We start from the raw sequence: 20,625 nt of genomic DNA, 5'->3' as shown, positions 1-20,625 counted from the left end.
GCGCTAGTGCTTACCCGGCCTACGTTCGGGCAGAGGTTTACTTCAACACATACCCATACAACCGCTTAATCCCGTCCGCATCTTTTTCGCTGTAAACGCCCTGCAGTTCCGGCGAGAACCCCGGCAGCAGATTGACGCCCTCTTCCAGCGCCAGGAAATACCGTTGCACCGCACCGCCCCAGATTTCACCCGGCACCACACACAGCACGCCTGGCGGGTAAGGCAGTGCGCCTTCAGCGGCGATACGGCCTTCAGCATCACGAATACGCACTAACTCCACGTTCCCGCGAATATATTCCTGATTCGCATCCTGCGGGTTCATCGCGACCGCAGGCAGGCTCTCCTGACGGAACATCGCCTTTTGCAGATCCTTCACGTTAAAGCTCACGTAGAGATCGTGCATCTCCTGGCACAGCTGGCGAAGGGTGTAGTCGCGATAGCGCACCGGATACTTCTGGTAAATGGTCGGCAGCACGTCCGCGAGTGGCGTGTCGTCTTCAATATGCTGTTCAAACTGGCCGAGCATTGCCACCAGTTGCGCCATCTTCTCGTCGCTTTCGGCAGGCGTCAGCAGGAACAGGATCGAGTTCAGATCGCACTTCTCCGGCACGATGCCGTTCTCACGCAGATAATGCGCGAGGATGGTCGCCGGAATGCCGAAGCCAGTATAGTTACCGGTTTCCGCATCAATGCCCGGCGTGGTCAGCAGCAGCTTGCACGGGTCGACAACATACTGTTCGCTGGCATAGCCTTCAAAACCGTGCCATTTCGCACCCGGCTCAAAGCTGAAGAAGCGACGCTCGCTGGCAATGGCGTGAGTGGGATGATCCTGCCACGGACGCCCCGCCACCACTGGCGGAATAAAGGGTTTGATCATACGGCAATTGGCAATGATCGCTTTGCGCGCCTCAATGCCAAGCTCGACACACTCCGCCCAGAGCCTGCGCCCGCTTTCGCCTTCGTGGATTTTGGCGTTCACGTCCAGCGCGGCAAACAGCGGATAAAACGGGCTGGTGGAGGCATGCAGCATAAACGCATTGTTAAGGCGCTTGTGCGGGCAAAAACGTGCCTGGCCGCGGATGTGGTTATCTTTTTTATGGATCTGCGAGGTTTGCGAGAACCCGGCCTGTTGTTTATGCACCGACTGAGTCACAAAAATGCCCGGATCGTTCTCATTCAGTTCCAGCAGCAGCGGCGAGCTGTCCGCCATCATCGGGATAAACTGCTCGTAGCCCACCCACGCGGAGTCAAAAAGGATGTAATCGCACAGATGGCCGATCTTGTCGATCACCTGACGGGCGTTGTAGATCGTGCCATCGTAGGTGCCAAGCTGGATCACCGCCAGACGAAACGGCCGCTTCTCTGCAGCCTTTTCTGGCGCGACATCACGGATCAGATTTCGCAGAAAGGCGTCGTCAAAACAATGCGCGTCGATGCCACCGATAAAACCAAACGGGTTACGTGCCGCCTCCAGATAAACCGGCGTAGCACCCGCCTGGATCAGCGCACCGTGGTGGTTTGATTTATGGTTGTTGCGGTCGAACAGCACCAGGTCACCGCGGGTCAATAGCGCGTTGGTCACCACTTTGTTGGCGGCCGACGTGCCGTTCAGAACAAAATAGGTTTTGTCTGCGTTAAAGACTTTTGCCGCGAACTTTTGTGCATGTTTGGCGGAGCCTTCGTGGATCAGCAGATCGCCCAGCTTAACGTCGGCATTGCACATATCGGCGCGAAACACGTTCTCACCAAAGAAATCATAGAACTGCCGCCCTGCCGGGTGCTTTTTGAAAAACGCGCCGTGCTGGTGACCAGGGCAGGCAAAAGTGCTGTTTCCCATCGCCACATACTGACTCAGGGTGTCAAAAAAAGGCGGCAGCAGGTTCTCTTCATATTGGCTGGCGGCAGATTCCAGTTCCAGAAACTCCTGTGCTTTACCCGAGATCACGGCCGTGACACCATCAGGAACATCCGTCGGCTCTTGTGAGAACATAAATACCGGAAGCTGGAAGCCCGTGCGTTTCAATAACGCCAGAATGCCGCTACAGCTTTCAGCGACCGTAATGACGACAGCCGCCACATCGGTGAAGTCGGTATTATCCAGCGTCACCTTTTCACGGTGCGTAGACACGGAGGACACCAGCGCGCGGCTGACGGCAATTTTCATGGATTTCATAGGCGCAGTTACCCTCACCGAATGGTGAGACAGGGAGGAGAAAATTCGCGCAATCATGTCACTTTTTATTTTTAGGTGCAACAAGGAATCAGTATGCACTAAAACTTCCAAAGCTAAGCGTAATGCAGTGTTGACGTGTCATAATCATGCAATACCAATGATTAAGTAACAGGAGTTAACGGTGGTAATTGGACCCTTTATCAACGCCAGTGCGGTATTACTGGGCGGCATACTTGGCGCAGTGTTAAGCCAGCGGTTACCGGAGCGTATTCGCTCATCCATGCCCTCCATATTTGGCCTGGCCTCGTTAGGCATTGGTATCCTGCTGGTGATCAAGTGCGCCAACCTACCGGTGATGGTGCTGGCAACCCTGCTCGGCGCACTGATTGGTGAATTTTGCTATCTGGAAAAAGGCATCAACAACGCGGTAAGCAAAGCCAAAAACCTGATTTCACGCCCCGGCAAGGCGAAGAATGGCAGCCACGAGTCGTTTATTCAGAACTACGTTGCGATAATTATTCTGTTTTGCGCCAGCGGCACGGGGATTTTCGGCTCGATGCAGGAAGGGATGACCGGCGACCCCAGTATATTGATTGCCAAAGCATTCCTCGATTTCTTCACCGCCACCATTTTCGCCACCACGCTCGGCATTGCTGTAGCGGCGATTTGTGTACCGATGCTGATCATCCAGCTGGCACTTGCCACCTGCGCCACGCTAATTCTGCCGCTGACAACGCCCGCCATGATGGCGGATTTTACCGCCGTCGGTGGCCTGCTGTTGCTGGCAACGGGGCTGCGCATTTGTGGAATTAAAATGTTCGCGGTGGTGAATATGCTACCCGCGCTGTTGCTCGCCATGCCGCTTTCCGCGCTCTGGACGCACTTTTTCGCTTAAGTTTGCGGCGAACTGGCGAGGGATTGTGCAGTCTGTAACGAAAACAACAAATTTCGTTGACGGCGGAAGGCGGATCGGGTTTAATGCGCCCCGTTGCCCGGATAGCTCAGTCGGTAGAGCAGGGGATTGAAAATCCCCGTGTCCTTGGTTCGATTCCGAGTCCGGGCACCACTATTTAAAGAACCCGCCCCAAAGGCGGGTTTTTGCTTTTCTGTTACCGGATCGTCACCCACCACCACCCTGCCACCATCGTTCCGATGACAATCGTCACTCCCGCCGCCACATGCAGCAAAAAATCGACCGGATGTACCTCAACCGGATGGCAAAACGACAGCAGCGTTAACGCCATACAAGCCACGCCTGCTCCTGCCGTTGCAAGCGTACGCAGCGGATACAGTGCCCGTGTACGTCGCAGATAACCGATTACAATCGCCACCATTGGCGCACTGACCGCCATCATAAAGACATAGCAGTTCACCTCATCCGGGTGGTGATCCTGAACGTGCGTCTGTCCGAGGCTTAACATCACGCTCCCCAGCCAGATCGCAATCAGCGGCATAAACCCTCTCCAGCCAAGCGGTTTTCGCCCGGCAATGCTCAGCAGAAACGCATTGCGGATAGCCAGCGTCCCCGTGACAAATGCCACGATCAGCTGAAGCGCCGCCAGCAGTGCGCCCGACTGCGTCCAGTCCGTCGCTACACGCTGGAACACCAGGCTGCTTAACCAGCCGCACGGCAGAGCCATCAGTAACCAGGCGGCGACCCGTCGGTTACTTGCCCAGGTCCGTCGTATCGGCCTGGCATTCTGGCTCAGTTGCTCAATTAAAAGATCATGATCGGCCATGGTTTGCTCCCATCCGGCGAAGGTTGGTTAATGCTCTGTGTAATAACGATTTCACTGCCGCTACGCTTAAGTTGTTGCGTACAGCCGCCTCAGCGAGACTCATCTCTTGCAGATGGATATGCTCTACAATCTGGCGCTGACGTGCCGGAAGCTGGTCCAGTATCAGCGCCAGTTGCTCCTCTTTTTCATGATGGTCGGTGGTATCCGCGTAAACATCATCAGCGGCACGCTCCTCATCGGTTTCGCGCTGCCAGTGACGCCCGCGCTTGCGTAACGCATCAACAGTGCGGGCCTGGGCTATCGCCATCAGCCACGGCAGAAACGGACAGGCGGGATCGTAGGTATGACGCACCCGGTGAACCGTCAGCAGAACATCCTGGATAACATCGTCAACCAGTACGCTGTCGGTAATCTGCTTGCGGACAATCGCCCGAATAACCGGAACAATGGCCCGCAACAGCTGTGTATACGCGTTGCGATCGCCCGTCTGCGCTTGAGCCATCAGCGCGGGCCACGCATCACGCGGAGCCAGGCCGTTATCCATATTCCGCCACAATGGTTACCTCATGCTTTTTTATCGGCTGCCTGATTGAGGGCATTGACCACGATGGAGGGTGTCAGAACCTGCGGCAGCACTTTTGGCGCGCTACCATCCGCCGGGTAGACCACATACAACGGCAACCCACCCTGCCCAAACGTATTCATAGCGTCGTCGATATCGGCGTTAAATTTGGTTGAGTCCGCCACCATATAAACGGTGCCCGTGCGCGAAAGCGCCTGTTTGACCGCTTCCGTCGACAGCGACGTTTTGTCGTTCACCTGGCAGGTAATGCACCACGATGCCGTAAAGTTCACAAAGATCGCTTTGCCCTGCCCGCGCATCTCTGCCACCGTCTGCGGCGACCATTTCACAGGTGTGATGTTTTTGGCGCTCTGCACTTCCGGCGGCGAAGGCTGCGTGTGCATCACACCCGGCAGCGGGCCGATGGCGGCAATCAACAGCACCATCGTGACGGCCAGCAGCGTTTTATACGGCTTGCCGGTATAGCGCCTGCGCTGAGCCATACCGTACAGCCATGCCGCAAAGCTCACCACCACGGCGCAGGCAAGCATAGCCGCAAGCGCCGTGGTGCCTGCCTGTTGTGTCAGTACCCACACCAGCCAGGCGAAGGCTCCCAGCATCGGGAAAGCAAGCCCGCGTTTGAGGATGTCCATCCAGGCTCCTGGCCGCGGCAGGCGTTCGGCAATGGCCGGAAAGAGCGAAATCAGAGTAAACGGCGCAGCAAACCCGAGGGCCAGCGCCAGAAAAATCCCCAGTGAAACGGCCGGAGGCTGCACCAGTGCATATCCCACCGCGCCAGCCATAAACGGTGCTGAGCATGGTGTGGCAACCACAATCGCCAGCGCGCCGGTTAATGCCGAGCGCGTAAACGCGCCACGTCCAACCTGGATTTCGCCCGCCCGCTGCAACGACAAGCCCACTTCAAACACGCCAAGCAGGTTGAGCGCCGCCCCAAGAATAATCAACGCCAGCGCGGCAATCACCAGCGGCGACTGAAGCTGGAACCCCCAGCCGACGGCCGTTCCCCCCGCACGTAGCACCAGCAGAATGGAGGCCAGTACCAGCATGGTAAAGATCACCCCGAGCAGAAAGCCCAGCCCTTCGGTGCGCGCGCTTTTGGTGTCGCCCTGATGACGCAGAACACCCAGCGCCTTCAGGGAAATGACCGGGAACACGCAGGGCATAAAGTTGAGAATAATGCCGCCCACAAAGGCGGCGAGAATGGCAGTGAGCATAGCGAACCCCGGCGGCTGAATTACGAATGCGAATTTGCGTACTTTTTCACAGCATCCATGGTTTTCTGGATATGCTCGTCAGGGTTACGATCCGTGTAGCTCAGCAAAATTTTGCCATCCGGCGCGATGACGAACGAAGTACGGTCAGAAAGGGTTTTACCGTTCATCTGCATCAGGGTCTGGTACTCCGACGCCACTTTCGCACCAGGGTCGGCTGCGACGGCAAATTTATCCCGGCACTCCAGTTTCGAGAATTCGTCCACCTGATCCACATTCCCGGCGGTAACACCCACGACGGTTGCGCCCAGCTTTTTGAAATCATCGGTCGCTTCAGCGAAGGCGTGCGCCTCAAGGGTACAACCTTTGGTAAAAGCCGCCGGGAAGAAATAGAGCACCACCGGGCCTTTCTGCAGCGCCTGCTGGAGCGAGAAAGTCAGCGGTTTACCGCCGAGCGCACCTTGCAGGCTGAAGTCCGGCGCTTTCGCACCGGCTTCAAGCGCGGCGTGAGCGCTCATCGCGAAAAGGGAAAAACTCAGTACGGCAGCGGCTGACAAGGTTTTTAAACGTTTCATGGTCGGCTCCATCAGGGAAAAAGGTGCTGTATGAATAATAGTTCGCACGCTAACGCCCAAAGGTTTCGCTCGCCGATAAAAAAATCCGCAAGGGTTACTTGCGGATCGGCGTTTAACCCTGGTGAAGGTTATTTGTCTTTCAGCACAATCAGCGGTTCAATATCGCTCTCTTTCTTCACCACCAGCGATTCATCCCCGCGCAGGCACGTTCCGCCGTAGTTCCCACCCACGGTAAAGGTACAGACCTGAATGTACTTACCGTCAACCTTCGGCAGGCACCACAACTGCTGGTAGATGTTTTTGCGATCGACAAACTTACCGCTGGATTTATCCAGCAGTTCATCCTGGGCGCTGATCAGGTCAATATTGCTGCCGCAGCGTCCGGCAATCGGTTTGACGGCATAACCGGTCTGTTTCAGCAGATCGTTAACCTCGAAGTCGGTATCGAGCAGATAACGATGGTTCGGGAACAGTTGCCAGAGCACCGGCAAAATGGCCTTGTTGCCGGGAATCACCGTCCATAGCGGTTCGAAGACCAGCACTTCCGGGCGCAGCAGGACATCAATCAGGCGCACTTCTCCTTCAGGGTGCCCGGTGCGGATCGGCACCGCAGCGTATTCGGTCTCACTCACCTCACGGATCTGCTCAATCGCCGTCTCCCACGCCCAGGTTTTCCACACGCAATTAACATGACGGCCTTCGTCGTCAATCAGCTGTCCGGCGGTATCCCAGCTCAGCGCCCCCAGCCCGTGCAGGATTTTAGTGTCGAACCCGGCCTGCATCAGCGAACGCTGGATAAAGAGCGCGTGGTAATCCTCTTCGACATCGTTGTCCTGCATGATGTGAACAAATGGACGCGCGTGGCTGTGTTTCCATGCACCGGTAAGTTCTCCCAGCAACCCTTCCGCCGGGTTGTGTCCGGTGCCGCGATAGCCGTTTTTCACCCACTCTTCGAGAATTAACCCGCCCTCAGTGTGGCATGAGGCAGAGTCGGCGTTGTACTCGTACACTTTGATGCCGCGCTCATCCATGCAGAAATCCATACGACCGGTGATCATATGGTGGCGACGCCACTGCCAGGAGAGGCGCAGGCGCGGCCAGAGGATTTTCGGTATGTCAAAAAGTGCCAGTAAGTTGTCGTCTTTCAGCACTTTGTCGGTGGCGTGGAGATACATCAGGTGCAGTTCGTTGGTGGCCTTGATCAGCTCCTGCTCGGCGCTTTCGGTGATAGTGAAATACTGGCAGGGATCTTTATTGATCACGTGACCGTTCGCGCGAACATACGCCTGCTGCAGGGCATCGTTTTCGTTGAGCCATTTCCCGTCGAACTGGCGTTTGTTCTTCAGCCGTGCACCGCTGATTTTCAACTGCTCGCCGTCGGGTTCCGGCTGCGGCAGACTGTGTTCGGTGTCATCCGTCTGGATCATCCAACCCAGAATTTCGGTGTCGTTGAAGGTGTCATGCAGCGTGTAGCAGCCGTTTTCCACGGTCATTCTCAGCTCACGCGTCCACTGCTGGCCCAGCGGGAGGGGAGAATGGATAACGTTCTGCTCGGCGATACGCACTTTATCGTTCAACAATTGGGTGATCACCGCAACGTGGCCGGTTTCGTGAAACTCACCGCCCTTTTGCCAGATCAACAGCGCCCCGGCCTGCGGTGCGCGTTTCGAGCCATTCGCAAACGCCTGAAGCGGCAGAATATTGTCGTTCACGACTTCACGTAAAAAGCGCAGGGAAAAAATCTCCCACGCCATGCCGACGTCAGTGAAGACACAACCGTAGTTGAGGAACAGGAAACGGCGCGCAAACTCAACACACTGCCATTTATGGCCCATGTATTCATTGCTGATATAGCTTCGGAAATCCGCATCTTCCGGGTAATGACGCGGATCGAGGCTGCCGTAATTTGAAGAGTAAATCGCCACGCCACCCGGCGCATAGCCTAACAACGTCCCAAACGGAGCGTCACTGCTTAACTTTCCTTTACGCATCTTTCCAACCTAAAACAGGCAGGCGGCAATTTTTTGAAGGGTTGTCGTCGTCTGCACGTTGTAATTAACCTGACAGAGGTGGATTCATCATACACCTACCCTATCCATTACGCTCACATCGTTAAACGGTTCATGCATCTCCTGCTACACTGCCTCAACACATCACATAAAAAGGCAGGCCAACATGTCAGACAACACTTATCAGCCACCGAAAGTGTGGGAATGGAAAAAGAATAACGGCGGCGCATTCGCCAATATCAACCGCCCGATTTCCGGCGCGACGCATGAGAAAGATCTGCCCGTCGGTTCGCATCCGCTACAGCTCTACTCCCTGGGCACGCCGAACGGCCAGAAAGTGACCATCATGCTTGAGGAGTTACTGGCGCTGGGCGTGACGGGGGCAGAGTACGACGCGTGGTTAATTCGCATTGGTGAGGGCGATCAGTTCTCCAGCGGTTTTGTGGACGTGAACCCGAACTCGAAAATACCGGCACTGCGTGACCACTCCACCACCCCGCCAACGCGCGTGTTTGAATCCGGCAGCATCCTGCTATACCTCGCAGAGAAATTTGGTCACTTCCTGCCAAAAGATCCGGCGGGCCGTACTGAAACGCTCAACTGGCTTTTCTGGCTGCAGGGTGCGGCACCGTTTCTCGGTGGCGGTTTCGGCCACTTCTACAACTATGCGCCGGTGAAGATTGAGTACGCGATCGACCGCTTCACGATGGAAGCCAAACGTCTGCTTGATGTTCTGGATAAGCAGCTGGCGCGCGGGCGTTACGTGGCAGGTGAAGAGTACACCATCGCCGATATGGCCATCTGGCCGTGGTTTGGCAGCGTGGCGCTCGGCAACGTCTATAATGCCGCCGAGTTCCTGGATGCAGAAAAATACACCAACGTGCAGCGCTGGGCGAAAGATGTGGCGAACCGTCCGGCGGTGAAACGCGGCCGTATCGTTAACCGCACCAACGGTGAGCTGAGCGAGCAGCTTCATGAGCGCCATTCGGCGAGCGATTTCGATACCCATACCGAAGATAAACGTCAGGGCTGATAAATTGCCCGGTGGCGCTGCGCTTACCGGGCGATCTGGTTTTACAGGCCGGGTAAGCGCAGCGCCGCCCGGCTGAATTACACGCCGAACCCTGCTTTGAGCAAGATCGTTTTTGCCTTTTCCGATACCAGATAATCTGCCAGGTCTTTCCCCTGTGCCGTCATCACCGCGCAGGCATACTCCGCGCGCGGGTTAAACGGTGCGGGGATGTCGATAACCGTCAGCCCATCAATCTGGCACAGTTTCTGGGCGTAGCTCGCATAACCGATAAACACCTCAGCCTGCCCGCTCCCGATGATCCACTCCGCCGCCAGCTTACCCGCAGGAATGGGGGGTGAATCACGTCCCCCTACCCGCGCCCTTGCCCGCGCTCTCACTGCCTTACCAGCCTCACCCATGCGGGTAAACAGTGCTTGCGTGTAGTCACCCGACGGATCGGCTCCGGCCGTTGAGGTGGCGATCCGTAACTCACTACGTGTGAGCAGCGATAACCAGTCATCACCCTCGCGCAGCGCATCGCTGCGCACCGTCAGGCAGAGTGTGTTGCTGGCAAACGGTACAACCGCTATCGCCCGGCCAGCGGCCAGCAGCGTCTGTGGATGTGCCCTGTTCGCTGACGCGAAGAGGTCGCACCGCTCACCTGCTTCAATACGTTCACGTAACAAACCAGCCGGACCAAACGCTGTTTCAACGGGTTCCTGAAAATGCGCCATTAACGGCTGCCAGACCGCCCTCAGGCTCCCCGCCGCCAGCACGCGCATCAGTCGATGCCCTGGTAGGTGGTGCGGTAGAAGCGCTGATACCAGTCGTTTGCCACTTTGCGCATATCCACGTCCTTGAATTTTTCCGGGTAGAGTTTTTTCGCCATCCACAGTTCACCAATGCCCATTGCTTCCGGCATCGGGTAGCCCCAGGCTTTGGCGTAGTCCGGCATCAGGTAAACGCGCTTATTTTTCACCGCATCGATGACCTGCCACTGCGGGCTGGTGTTGATCTCATTGACCACGGACGGGTAGCGATCCTGCACGAAGATCACCTGCGGGTTCCAGGCGATCACCTGCTCCATCGCCACGGTTTTAAAGCCCTGGATGGTCGACGCAGCCACGTTAACTGCGCCCGCATGTGCCATCATCAAACCGGTGTATTTCCCGGAACCGTAGGTGGTGAGTTCCGGGTTAGCCATATACGCGCGAACGCGTTTTTCTGCCGGGATATCCTTAAGGCGCTCGCTGACCATCTTGCGGCCGTTATCCGTAGCATCAATCAACGCTTTGGCTTCTGACTGTTTATTGACGATCTCGCCAATCAGGGTGATCCCCTCGCGCAGCCCCAGATCATAGGCTTTTTCTTCATCGGCCATGGTCGGGTTCATTTTGGCTTTTTCACCGACGGCATCGTGACGCAGGGAGATCGCCACGACCGGAATACCAAGACGGCCGATCGCGTCGATCATCTCCTGCGGCGCATAGTTGGTGACAAACACCACCTGCGGCTTCAGCGCCACCAGCTTTTCCGGGTCGACGTGGGTGAGATCGCCCAGTGCCGCTTTCTGGTTCAGCTCAGGAGCCAGGCGCGCATAGCCATCGCCAAGCTGCTGTTTCCAGTTCGCCATCACGCCGACGATTTTGTCGGTGGCGTTCATCTGCACCAGCAGGTTAAGAGTCTGATGCTGGAGTACCACCACGCGGTCGACCTCATCAGGAAGGGTGACGGTACGGCCAATTTGATCGGTTATCTGACGGGATGCCTGGGAAGATAACGGAAGTAAAATCAGTGCGCTAAAGACGACTGCCTGCCAGAAACGTTGCCTCATAATGCCCTCACATTTTCGTTATGCAATGGATTATACAACGATTAATCTGGTCAGTCGTGGTGTGCTTTGGGGGTAGAAGCGACAAGTATGATGACCCCGCAGGCTGGGTCAGGCACAACCGCTATCCGACAGCATGTCAGTCCTTAACGCAAATCACTCTCTTTTTTCAACATCATATTTACAAGCCCCCATAATCTGGCAAGAATCATTCTTATTTCCCCTAAGATTCTACGCATGTCAGAACAGGCGCTAAAACAGCAGATTCAAAATCTGAAAAAGCACAACGCCCGGCTTGTCAGGCTGGCGCGTGACGCCCGCAGCAAGCTCAGCGCGGCGCTTGATGGCACGGGCCTGTGCCTGTGGCAGCTCGACGTGCCGACAGGGAAATTGATCATCTATAACCGCCGCTGGGGTTCGATGTTGGGCTATCAGCCAAAAGAGCTGAGCGCCCAGTTTGAGGTCTGGCGCGATCATCTGCACCCGGACGATAAACAGCAGGTGCTGGATGCATTCTACGATCACCTGCACGGTAAAACGCCCTTTTATGAAGCGCTGCATCGTATGCAGCATAAAAACGGCACCATTACCTGGGTGCTGGATCGCGGACGCGTGAGCGAATGGGACGAGAACGGTAAGCCGCTGAAGGTTACCGGCACCCACATTGATATGACCAAAGAGAAGCAGTACGAGGAACAGCTTGCACAGCTTGCCAACCATGACCCGCTCACCGGGCTCGCCAACCGTCATGCCTTGGTTAAGCACTTCGAAGCATTAAAAGACGCGGGACCGTTGTGCGTGGCGTTTATCGACCTGGACAACTTTAAAACCGTTAACGATACCTTCGGTCATCGCTGCGGTGATGAACTGTTAATCCACCTCAGCCAGCGTCTGCGGGAAAATTGCCCGCAAGGCACCATCGTGGGCCGTCTCGGCGGGGATGAATTTGTCCTGCTGCTGCCCTTTCCGCTCTCCAGTTTGCTGGTTAACAGTACGGCACACAGCTGCCTGCGAGCAGCGCTGACGCCGTTTGAACTGGATAACGGCCAGGCGCAGGTTGGCGCATCGATTGGTATCGACGAAGTGCGCAGACAGGATGATTTTGTTAATGCGCTGAGGCGGGCAGATCGTTCGATGTATCAGATTAAACATACCGGGAAGAATGGTGTGGCGATCGGCACCACGTTGATCTCAATTTCCCGCACGGGGGCAGACGCATGAAACAGAACCGACAGCAGCGTATTACCGAACTGCTGAGCGGCTGTGACTGGCTGACCACGGATGTACTCGCCGCACAGCTTGCCGTCAGCAAAGAGACGATCCGCCGCGATCTGAACGGACTCCAGCAGCAGGGGAAAATTTTACGTCAGCATGGCCGCGCACGGCTGATCCACCCGGACAGCCGTGATAACGGGGAGCCGTTCGGTGCACGGTTAAAAAGCCACTATGCCGATAAAGCCGATATCGCCCGCCACGCGCTGGACTGGATCAGCGCAGGAATGACGCTTGCGCTTGACGCCAGCTCCACCTGTTTTCACCTGGCGCGTCAGTTGCCGGATATCGAACTCACCGTGTTCACCAACAGTCTGCCTGTCTGCCTTGAGATGGCAAAACGCGAGAATATTACGCTGATTTCGTCCGGCGGTACGCTTGAGCGCAAATATCGCTGCTATGTGAATCCGGCGCTGGCCACTCAGCTTAAAGGGCTGGAAATCGATCTGTTTATCTTCTCCTGCGAAGGCGTCGATGAGCAGGGCACCCTGTGGGACCCGGTCGAACACAACGCCCGCTTTAAAGCACACCTGCTACACCGCGCCAGCCAGTCACTGCTGTTGATCGACAGAAGCAAATTTCAGCGCTCAAGCGAAGTGAAAATCGGCCAGCTTGCGCAGGTCACCCACGTGATTACGGATGCTCACCCTTCCAGGCGGTAACCTGCCATAAAATAGCGCAACGCAGCATTCGAGTGACTCTCTCTGAAGAAGTCCATCACCATGTCCCGATCCAGGCCGTAACGACGCGTCAAAATACCCGCCTCCCAGGCGCTAAGCTGACGATCGCCGGTTTTCTCGAACATCCGGTGTGAAAACCCCAGCACGAAACCACGTTTATAGTCCGAACAGAAATGTGCCACGTTCTTTGCCGTATCAGCCTGTGCGGCGCGCATGCCTGCCATCAGCCCTTTACCAAAATGATTATCCATCGCTATGCCCTCAATCGTTATATATAAAATTATATAGCGATATTTTGAGCGATAGCCAGTGAAAATTAAGGCCGCACAAAGCGGCCTTACGAAGCAGAAATTAAGCGGTGAGGCGGAATTTTTGCACCGAACGTTGAAGCTCTTCGGTCTGACGTTCAAGCGCGGACGCCGCAGCGGAAACTTGCTCCACCAGCGAGGCGTTCTGCTGAGTGACGCCATCCATCTGAGTTATGGCAATCCCTACCTGAGAAATGCCCTTACTTTGCTCCTCAGACGCGGAGGCGATTTGCTTCATGATGGTGGTCACTTCGGTCACATCGCGCAGAATCGCTTCCATAGTGGTGCCAGTGTCGTTCACCAGTTTTGCCCCCTGCTCCACGCGGGAAACAGAATCAGCGATCAGTCCTTCAATCTCTTTTGCCGCGTTGGCGCTGCGGCTTGCCAGGTTGCGGACTTCACCCGCCACCACAGCGAACCCGCGTCCCTGCTCACCCGCACGCGCGGCTTCCACCGCGGCGTTGAGTGCCAGGATATTGGTCTGGAAGGCGATACTGTTGATCACGGTGGTGATTTCGGCAATTTTCTTCGAGCTGTCAGAAATACCGCTCATGGTCGTGACCACATCGTCCACCAGCGAACCACCGCGGCTCGCTGTCGTCGATGCTATATCCGCCAGTTCGCTGGCCTGACGCGCGCTTTCAGCGTTCAGTTTTACTGTCGCGGTGAGCTGTTCCATGCTGGCCGCCGTCTCTTCCAGCGCAGCAGCCTGCTCTTCAGTACGTGAGGAGAGATCGTTGTTACCGCTGGAGATCTCAGTCGCCCCGCGCCAGATATTTTCACTGCCGGAGCGAATAGTGCTGACCGCTTCACGCAGGCTGTCCTGCATTGCGCTCAGCAGCGGCACCAGTTGTCCCACGCAGTTACGGCCGAAAGGTTCAATCGACTGGCTGAGGTCGCCCTGCGCAATCTGGCGGAACTGCTGGCGAATGCGGGCCAGCGGTTTCACCAGCATCGCCGCCAGGTAGCGGTCGGTAAAGAGCAGGATCAGCAGGCCGATAACCGTCGCCGTGATAATGACTGTGCGGGTCATGCTGGTGAGTCTGTCAACCACCACGCGGGTACTGTCGAGCGCCTTTGCCGCGGCGTTATTAAAGTTCTCCGCTGCCGCACCGAATGCCCGGCTCAGCGGCGGCGTAACATTATTCGCCTGCTGGCGATAACCATCCAGTGAAGCCTGTTTTGCCTGCTGCATCTGCGGGGTCACGCCCTGGTCGAGAAGCGCCTGCCAGGCCCCAATGACCTGCGCAGAAACCTGTTCGTCCATCGGACCCGGAGAGATGGCCTTCATCTCAGCCAGTTTTTTGCTCATGTTATCGAGTGCCTGCTGGGCAGAAGCCAGATCCGGCGTGCCGCCCGCCGCTTTGGCCTCCATCGCACGGCTCAGGCGAGTGACGAAGCGAAAATATTGATCGTTGCCCTGGCTGAGCACCGTCATTTGTTTAACCAGCAGACGATCGACATCATTACCGTCGGATACCCTGGACAGTGACCAGGTACTGTACAGGCCAACGCCTGCCCACATTAAACAAAAGATCCCCAGTATCGTCAGCATGACGAAGCGGATGGTGAAATTACGAAGCATCTGCATAGAACTTTCCTTGCCGTGAGGGTGAATTCGCCCAGAGGCGAGACTTACCCTCGTTATCGGCAGGAACAGAGGAAAATATAACCTTTTGTGATTATTTTTAAGTTCAGATATCTGTCAACTGAGGTACTTTTCAAACCAGCTTAACGTTCGCTTCCAGGCCAGCTCCGCTGCGGGCTCATCGTATCTTGGGGTAGAATCGTTGTGAAATCCGTGGTTTACGCCCGGATAGATATACGCCTCATAGACCTTATTATTCGATTTAAGCGCTGCTTCATAGGTAGACCAGCCTTCGTTAATATTTTTATCGAGTTCGGCATAATGAAGCAAAAGCGGCGCTTTTATTTTCGGCACATCTGTGGCGGCAGGCTGGCGACCATAAAACGGCACCGCGCAGTCCAGCTCCGGATACGCGACGGCTGCCGCATTCGAGACACCCCCGCCATAACAGAAACCGGTGATCCCCACCTTGCCTGTCGCATCAGGGTGCTTCTTCATAAATTCGATGGCAGCGAAGAAGTCGTTCATCAGCTTTGTCGGGTCCACTTTCTGCTGCAACACCTTCCCCTCTTCATCGTTTCCGGGATAGCCGCCAACCGAACTTAAGCCGTCCGGTGCCAGCGCAATGTACCCGGCTTTTGCTACACGCCGCGCCACATCTTCGATATACGGGTTCAGGCCACGGTTCTCATGCACCACCACCACGGCAGGCACTTTGCCGTTGGCTTTGGTCGGTTTGACCAGATAGCCGCGCACCTCACCATGCCCGTTGGGTGACGGGTAGGTAATGTACTCCGGGAGGATATCGGGGTCGGTAAATTTGACCTGCTCTGCCAGGGCGTAGTTGGGTTTCAGCATATTGAACAGCGCCAGCGCCGTCACGCCGCCAACAGCATAGCGAGCTGCGAGATTCAGGAACTCACGTTTGGTGATTTTTCCGTGAGCGTAATAGTCGTAGTAATCGAGTAATTCCTGCGGAAAATCTTTAGCTGTCAGGCGCGTCATCGCTTATCTCCACAATTTGTGATTTGATAAGCATAGAATGAAAACGTTGTTTCGAAAATTCATCGACAAGAAAGGAGACATCATGTCCTGGCACCCTTACACTGGCCGCTATGAAAGTATGCAGTACCGCCACTGCGGGAAAAGTGGTCTGCGCTTACCGGCGCTGTCCCTCGGTCTGTGGCACAGCTTTGGCCACGTCCAGCCGCTTGATTCCCAGCGTGCGCTGCTGCGTAAAGCGTTCGACCTCGGTATTACCCATTTTGATCTCGCCAATAACTACGGGCCACCGGCGGGCAGTGCCGAAGAGAATTTTGGCCGCCTGCTGCGCGACGATTTTGCCGCGTATCGTGACGAGCTGATTATCTCCACCAAAGCGGGCTACGACATGTGGCCGGGGCCGTATGGTTCGGGCGGCTCACGTAAGTATCTGCTCGCCAGCCTCGACCAGAGCCTGAAGCGCATGGGCGTGGAATATGTTGATATTTTTTATTCCCACCGCGTGGACGAAAACACGCCGATGGAGGAGACCGCCGCCGCGCTGGCACATGCCGTTCAGAGCGGCAAAGCGCTGTACGTGGGGATTTCCTCCTACTCAACGGAACGCACGCAGAAAATGGCCGAACTGCTGCGCGAGTGGAAGATCCCGCTGCTGATCCACCAGCCCTCCTATAACCTGCTTAACCGCTGGGTAGACAAGACCGGGCTGCTGGATACGCTGGAGGCAAACGGCACCGGCTGTATCGCCTTTACACCGCTGGCGCAGGGGTTGTTAACTGGCAAATACCTGAACGGCATTCCTGACGGTTCACGTATGCAGCGCGAAGGCAAAAAGGTGCGCGGTCTTACTGAAAAAATGCTCACTGAAGCCAACCTGAACAGCCTGCGTCTGCTGAACGAGATGGCCCATGCCCGCGGGCAGACGATGGCGCAGATGGCGCTGAGCTGGCTGCTGAAGGACGAGCGCGTCACATCAGTGCTGATTGGCGCGAGCCGTCCGGAACAACTGGAAGAGAACGTGCAGGCGCTGGTTAACCTGCGCTTTACTGACGATGAGCTGAAGCGGATTGACCAGCATGTTGCGGATGGAGAGTTGAACCTGTGGCAGGCGTCGTCTGATAAGTAGTGCGGTCTTTCATCCTCTCCCCACAGGGGGAGAGGAGTCATTTACTTCTTACTGATTTTATCCAGATATCCCATCACAAACGCCGACAGCACAAACGTCAGGTGGATAATCACATACCACATCAGTTTATTGTCCGGGACATTCTTTGCGTCCATAAACACGCGTAGCAGATGAATAGAAGAGATCGCCACAATCGAGGCGGCCACTTTATTCTTCAGCGACGAGGCATCCATCTTGCCCAGCCAGTTCAGCTTTTCTTTGTGCGCGGCAATATCAAGCTGGGAGACAAAGTTCTCATAGCCGGAGAGCATCACCATGACCAGTAATCCTCCCACCAGCGTCATATCCACCAGCGACAGCAGAACCAGAATCAGATCGGCTTCCGCAATGGAGAAAATATCAGGCAAGACGTGGATAATTTCCTGGAAGAACTTAATCGTCAGTGCGACCAGAGCCAGGGAGAGGCCAAAATAGACGGGGGCCAGTAGCCAGCGAGAGGCGTACATTGCATTTTCAAAGAAGCGTTCCATAAAGTCCTGTCTGCAAACGAAACCAGCATTCAGTATATCTCAACGGCGCTCACTGTTTGCAACAACAAACCTACACAACGCTTACACGTCGTCCGGGTTAACCTCAGGACGCGCATACTCCGGCCAAACCAGCACCACCAGCTCCGGGTAGGCTTCCAGGCTGAACTCACGAAAACACTGGCGCAGGTTTAATACGTCTAAATCGGAATACGATACTTTCTCACCATTCAGACAGCGCTTTTTGATATTGTCATAATATTTATACACCGCCGAATTGAGATCGCTACAGCGGCGCTGTGCTTCAAACAGCCCTGGCGTATCGTTAATTTCCGACATTTTCATACGCTTTATTGTCGCATGCAGAAAGTCGATATATTCGTGGTTCACCCGCCAGTACCAAACCGGTGTTACCGAGTTCATCAAAACGGAGAAATGATCTTCCCCTTCCTCTTTTGTCATCAGCTCGGGTTGTGGCAGTTCGCTGGCATCTTTCGACGCTTTCGTTTTATTGAACTCTTGCATCAATAAAAGAACGCCAGCGGTCAGTAATAGTAATGTAATGACCGTAAAAGAAATGCTGTTCATGGGTAGGCTCCATTTTTTTTGATTTTAAAATTGCCTCATGTTATTGTCAACGAATCTCACGCCTTTACCAACCCCACCCTATTGAAATTAAAGGACATTAAAATGCTGCCCGACAATCTTGTCCCGGCTAAGTACCACATTACGCCTGTGGAACAGCCTTCGACGGAAGCAGAAAAGGAGGCTAATTTCACTCAGGGAAAAAGAAAACTCTCGGATTTCGAACCTGACATATTAATTGGTGTTTCCCGAACCGGGAAATCCCGTAATATGTTGCTGGAAGAGCACGACCGTCATATTAAAGACCGCTTATTTCGCGCGCTAAAAATTGAAGCCTTTGTGCATCTGCTGGATGACCTGCAGGCCGAAGGTGAAATAGATGCTCAGAAACTAAGTCAAATAATGGCGGAAAAAACCAAAGAAATAAACGAAGCTGGCAATGAAATTTGGCTTAATTTAATTACTCGCGAAAAAAACAACCCTATATTTTATAACCTGGGGGAAGATTAACGTGACAGAAGTTAATGATAATAACGTTTATTTGACTTTAGATGATAAAAAGAGTGACGAATTTATCTTAAAGCAAAATCTTGATGCGCTGAGAAAAACTAAAAACGATGAAATGGCGCGTATTACGCAAGATCTGGTTTCAATCCCGGCGACTCTGGTGCGCCTGAAGTGGCAGCATCGCCGCGAGATATATTCCCTGCAGGTGAAAGAAGAGATTTACGGTGCCGTGATGAACGCCATCATGGAGCAGCGGCCTGAACTGAAGGAGAAGATCCTGGGCCGTCTGGAGGCCAACTACCAGTACCTGCTGGCGAGAGAGACCGCCACCCTGCGACTGACCCGCAAACTGTCCGACGGCAAATACCGCACGCCGAATGTCACCTGTGTCGCACTCGATGAAGACGTCTTACCCACCGGCCTTGCCGAAACAGAACGCTAACGTTTAACGCGCAAAAAAAAGCTGGCTTTCGCCAGCTCTCCGTTTTATTTCGCGGCCGTTTTTTCTTCGCCGACCAGACCAATCTTCAGATAGCCCGCCTGATGCAGCGTGTCCATTACCTTCATCATGGTTTCATAATCCACCGTTTTATCCGCGCGGAAGAAGACGGTGGTGTCTTTCTTACCGCCGGTAAGCTGGTCCAGCGCCGGAATAACAGACGTATCCGTCACCGGATCGTTACCCAGGAACATGGATTTATCCGCTTTCACCGACAGATAGATTGGCTTTTCCGGGCGCGGCTGCGGCTGGCTGGAAGACGCCGGTAGATTCACCTTCACGTCAACCGTCGCCAGCGGCGCAGCCACCATGAAGATAATCAGCAGAACCAGCATGACGTCGATAAACGGCGTCACGTTGATTTCATGCATTTCACCGTTATCGTCCAGATTTTCGTTAAGACGCATTGCCATAGAATCAACCTACACGCAGTTTGGACGCAGAGTGCACCGGTTTAACAGAGCTGGCATTCAGGTCCAGGTCACGGCTTTGCAGCAGCAGAACCTGTGCAGCAACGTCACCCAGCGTGGCTTTGTAGCTGCCAATCATACGCGCGAAGATGTTATAGATAACCACCGCCGGGATAGCGGCAACCAGGCCGATGGCGGTCGCCAGCAGCGCTTCCGCAATACCCGGTGCCACAACGGCAAGGTTGGTGGTCTGCGTCTGGGCAATGCCGATAAAGCTGTTCATGATGCCCCAGACCGTACCGAACAGGCCGACGAACGGGGAGATTGCACCGATAGTGGCCAGATAACCGTTACCGCGGCCCATATGACGGCTAACGGCAGCGACGCGACGTTCCAGGCGGAAACCAGTACGTTCTTTAATGCCTTCGTTATCTTCACTGCCTGCGGAGAGTTCCAGCTCGTTCTGCGCTTCGTTCACTAACAGGGCGGTCAGGCTTTTCGCATGGAAAGATGAGGTCATATCAGATGCCTGATCCAGAGAGCGGGCTTCGGCAAGCTGCTGCTGCTCGCGCTTGAGACGACGCTTTTGCGAGATAAGCTCTGCGCTCTTGCTGAAGAAGATAGCCCAGGTGATCACGGACGCCAGAATCAGGCCGATCATCACAATCTTAACCACGATGTCAGCATGATGATACATGCCCCAAACGGAGAGATCCGTCTGCATCAAATTATTACCCACTCTGTATCTCCAGGACGCAAATCACAAATTCTGAGCGTAATAATATCAAAACGTCGTCGAATTGATAGTAGTTCTCATTAGTATTTACATAGTGCCGTAAATTCCGCTCACTTTCCTTGCGCTTACGCAGTAAAAATTTCTTATGCGTATTTTTCATAACATTTTCTGCTTATTCGATAAGCATCCGGGTGCACATTTTTGCAATCGTGGTAGTCTGGACGTCCAGACGTATAAAAACAGGGTTAGCGA

General features: G+C 54.8%; 22 protein-coding genes and 1 tRNA gene. 8 read left to right on the top strand and 15 right to left on the bottom strand.

All coding sequences use genetic code 11. From position 1 onward, the window contains the following. Nucleotides 1-37: 37 nt before the first annotated feature. A complete protein-coding gene (locus ABGB15_RS03925) occupies nt 38-2,173 on the bottom strand; it encodes an ornithine decarboxylase (RefSeq protein WP_215722523.1) in 2,136 nt (711 codons plus the stop codon). Between the two features lie 181 nt (nt 2,174-2,354). On the opposite strand from ABGB15_RS03925, the gene ABGB15_RS03920 reads away from it, so the two are divergent. Continuing rightward, nucleotides 2,355-3,068 carry a DUF554 domain-containing protein gene (locus ABGB15_RS03920; protein WP_152082214.1) on the top strand — a complete coding sequence of 238 codons (714 nt, stop codon included), beginning with the start codon at nt 2,355-2,357 and terminating at the stop codon, nt 3,066-3,068. 95 nt (nt 3,069-3,163) lie between these two features. Further along, nucleotides 3,164-3,239: transfer RNA gene (locus ABGB15_RS03915), tRNA-Phe, on the top strand. 43 nt (nt 3,240-3,282) lie between these two features. Here ABGB15_RS03915 and ABGB15_RS03910 read toward each other — a convergent pair. The 5 genes from ABGB15_RS03910 to gss all read right to left on the bottom strand — a co-directional run bounded on the left by ABGB15_RS03910 (nt 3,283) and on the right by gss (nt 8,272). Beyond that, on the bottom strand, nt 3,283-3,912 hold the full coding sequence (locus ABGB15_RS03910; RefSeq protein ID WP_215722522.1) for a DUF1109 domain-containing protein: 630 nt from the start codon (nt 3,910-3,912) through the stop codon (nt 3,283-3,285). Beyond that, the gene (locus tag ABGB15_RS03905) at nt 3,899-4,456 is read right to left on the bottom strand and encodes a sigma-70 family RNA polymerase sigma factor (RefSeq protein ID WP_215722521.1); all 558 of its coding nucleotides are present in this window, start codon (nt 4,454-4,456) and stop codon (nt 3,899-3,901) included. The genes ABGB15_RS03910 and ABGB15_RS03905 overlap by 14 nt, the downstream gene beginning before the upstream one ends. A gap of 20 nt (nt 4,457-4,476) precedes the next feature. After that, nucleotides 4,477-5,709: a protein-disulfide reductase DsbD gene (locus tag ABGB15_RS03900; protein ID WP_215722520.1), complete on the bottom strand. Its 1,233-nt coding sequence runs from the start codon at nt 5,707-5,709 to the stop codon at nt 4,477-4,479. Nucleotides 5,710-5,729: 20 nt separating this feature from the next. Beyond that, entirely contained in the window at nt 5,730-6,281 is a 552-nt protein-coding gene (locus ABGB15_RS03895) for a peroxiredoxin (protein WP_152082218.1), read from the bottom strand. A 128-nt stretch (nt 6,282-6,409) separates the two neighbouring features. After that, nucleotides 6,410-8,272 carry a bifunctional glutathionylspermidine amidase/synthase gene (gene gss, locus ABGB15_RS03890; protein ID WP_215722519.1) on the bottom strand — a complete coding sequence of 621 codons (1,863 nt, stop codon included), beginning with the start codon at nt 8,270-8,272 and terminating at the stop codon, nt 6,410-6,412. 184 nt (nt 8,273-8,456) lie between these two features. Between gss and yghU the strand changes: the two genes are divergently transcribed. Beyond that, on the top strand, nt 8,457-9,323 hold the full coding sequence (gene yghU, locus ABGB15_RS03885) for a glutathione-dependent disulfide-bond oxidoreductase (RefSeq protein ID WP_152082220.1): 867 nt from the start codon (nt 8,457-8,459) through the stop codon (nt 9,321-9,323). A 77-nt stretch (nt 9,324-9,400) separates the two neighbouring features. Here yghU and ABGB15_RS03880 read toward each other — a convergent pair whose 3' ends face one another. Both ABGB15_RS03880 and ABGB15_RS03875 read right to left on the bottom strand, forming a co-directional pair. After that, nucleotides 9,401-10,084, bottom strand: coding sequence for a molybdate ABC transporter substrate-binding protein (locus ABGB15_RS03880; RefSeq protein WP_152082221.1), 684 nt, complete (start codon nt 10,082-10,084; stop codon nt 9,401-9,403). Beyond that, nucleotides 10,084-11,136: an ABC transporter substrate-binding protein gene (locus ABGB15_RS03875; RefSeq protein WP_215722508.1), complete on the bottom strand. Its 1,053-nt coding sequence runs from the start codon at nt 11,134-11,136 to the stop codon at nt 10,084-10,086. Before ABGB15_RS03875 ends, ABGB15_RS03880 begins: the two co-directional genes overlap by 1 nt. A 234-nt stretch (nt 11,137-11,370) precedes the next feature. Here ABGB15_RS03875 and ABGB15_RS03870 point away from each other — a divergent pair, with 234 nt between their 5' ends. Both ABGB15_RS03870 and fucR read left to right on the top strand, forming a co-directional pair. Continuing rightward, nucleotides 11,371-12,354, top strand: coding sequence for a sensor domain-containing diguanylate cyclase (locus ABGB15_RS03870; RefSeq protein WP_215722507.1), 984 nt, complete (start codon nt 11,371-11,373; stop codon nt 12,352-12,354). Next, nucleotides 12,351-13,067, top strand: coding sequence for an L-fucose operon activator (gene fucR / locus ABGB15_RS03865; protein WP_152082224.1), 717 nt, complete (start codon nt 12,351-12,353; stop codon nt 13,065-13,067). Before ABGB15_RS03870 ends, fucR begins: the two co-directional genes overlap by 4 nt. On the opposite strand, the gene ABGB15_RS03860 is transcribed toward fucR, so the two are convergent. The 3 genes from ABGB15_RS03860 to yghX form a co-directional block, all read right to left on the bottom strand. Further along, nucleotides 13,049-13,336, bottom strand: coding sequence for a DUF2623 family protein (locus ABGB15_RS03860; RefSeq protein WP_152082225.1), 288 nt, complete (start codon nt 13,334-13,336; stop codon nt 13,049-13,051). The genes fucR and ABGB15_RS03860 overlap by 19 nt on opposite strands. A gap of 100 nt (nt 13,337-13,436) precedes the next feature. Continuing rightward, nucleotides 13,437-14,984 (bottom strand): methyl-accepting chemotaxis protein, encoded by a 1,548-nt coding sequence (locus ABGB15_RS03855; protein ID WP_152082226.1) that lies wholly within the window; start codon nt 14,982-14,984, stop codon nt 13,437-13,439. Between the two features lie 114 nt (nt 14,985-15,098). Then, a complete protein-coding gene (yghX, locus tag ABGB15_RS03850) occupies nt 15,099-15,986 on the bottom strand; it encodes a YghX family hydrolase (protein ID WP_215722506.1) in 888 nt (295 codons plus the stop codon). 82 nt (nt 15,987-16,068) lie between these two features. Between yghX and ABGB15_RS03845 the strand changes: the two genes are divergently transcribed. Continuing rightward, complete coding sequence (locus tag ABGB15_RS03845; protein ID WP_215722505.1) at nt 16,069-17,109, top strand: aldo/keto reductase; 1,041 nt, start codon at nt 16,069-16,071, stop codon at nt 17,107-17,109. 41 nt (nt 17,110-17,150) lie between these two features. Here the strand turns inward: ABGB15_RS03845 and ABGB15_RS03840 are convergent, their stop codons facing one another. Both ABGB15_RS03840 and ABGB15_RS03835 read right to left on the bottom strand, forming a co-directional pair. Next, a complete protein-coding gene (locus ABGB15_RS03840) occupies nt 17,151-17,639 on the bottom strand; it encodes a TIGR00645 family protein (RefSeq protein ID WP_152082229.1) in 489 nt (162 codons plus the stop codon). 81 nt (nt 17,640-17,720) lie between these two features. Beyond that, nucleotides 17,721-18,224 carry an ESA_00282 family adhesion-associated protein gene (locus tag ABGB15_RS03835; RefSeq protein WP_152082230.1) on the bottom strand — a complete coding sequence of 168 codons (504 nt, stop codon included), beginning with the start codon at nt 18,222-18,224 and terminating at the stop codon, nt 17,721-17,723. A gap of 102 nt (nt 18,225-18,326) precedes the next feature. On the opposite strand from ABGB15_RS03835, the gene ABGB15_RS03830 reads away from it, so the two are divergent. Then, nucleotides 18,327-18,731, top strand: coding sequence for a hypothetical protein (locus ABGB15_RS03830; RefSeq protein WP_152082231.1), 405 nt, complete (start codon nt 18,327-18,329; stop codon nt 18,729-18,731). Nucleotide 18,732: 1 nt separating this feature from the next. After that, nucleotides 18,733-19,170 (top strand): cytoplasmic protein, encoded by a 438-nt coding sequence (locus tag ABGB15_RS03825; protein ID WP_215722504.1) that lies wholly within the window; start codon nt 18,733-18,735, stop codon nt 19,168-19,170. Between the two features lie 44 nt (nt 19,171-19,214). On the opposite strand, the gene exbD is transcribed toward ABGB15_RS03825, so the two are convergent. Then, nucleotides 19,215-19,640 (bottom strand): TonB system transport protein ExbD, encoded by a 426-nt coding sequence (exbD, locus tag ABGB15_RS03820; protein WP_006178535.1) that lies wholly within the window; start codon nt 19,638-19,640, stop codon nt 19,215-19,217. Between the two features lie 4 nt (nt 19,641-19,644). Continuing rightward, nucleotides 19,645-20,376 carry a tol-pal system-associated acyl-CoA thioesterase gene (gene exbB / locus ABGB15_RS03815; protein WP_215722503.1) on the bottom strand — a complete coding sequence of 244 codons (732 nt, stop codon included), beginning with the start codon at nt 20,374-20,376 and terminating at the stop codon, nt 19,645-19,647. Nucleotides 20,377-20,625 lie beyond the last annotated feature (249 nt).

The organism is Enterobacter sp. MALB-1 (assembly GCF_041021625.1).
GTDB classification, from domain to species: Bacteria; Pseudomonadota; Gammaproteobacteria; order Enterobacterales; family Enterobacteriaceae; genus Enterobacter; species Enterobacter oligotrophicus.
The sequence above is the reverse complement of the archived record's forward strand: the minus strand, read 5'-3'. Positions and strand labels throughout refer to the sequence as shown.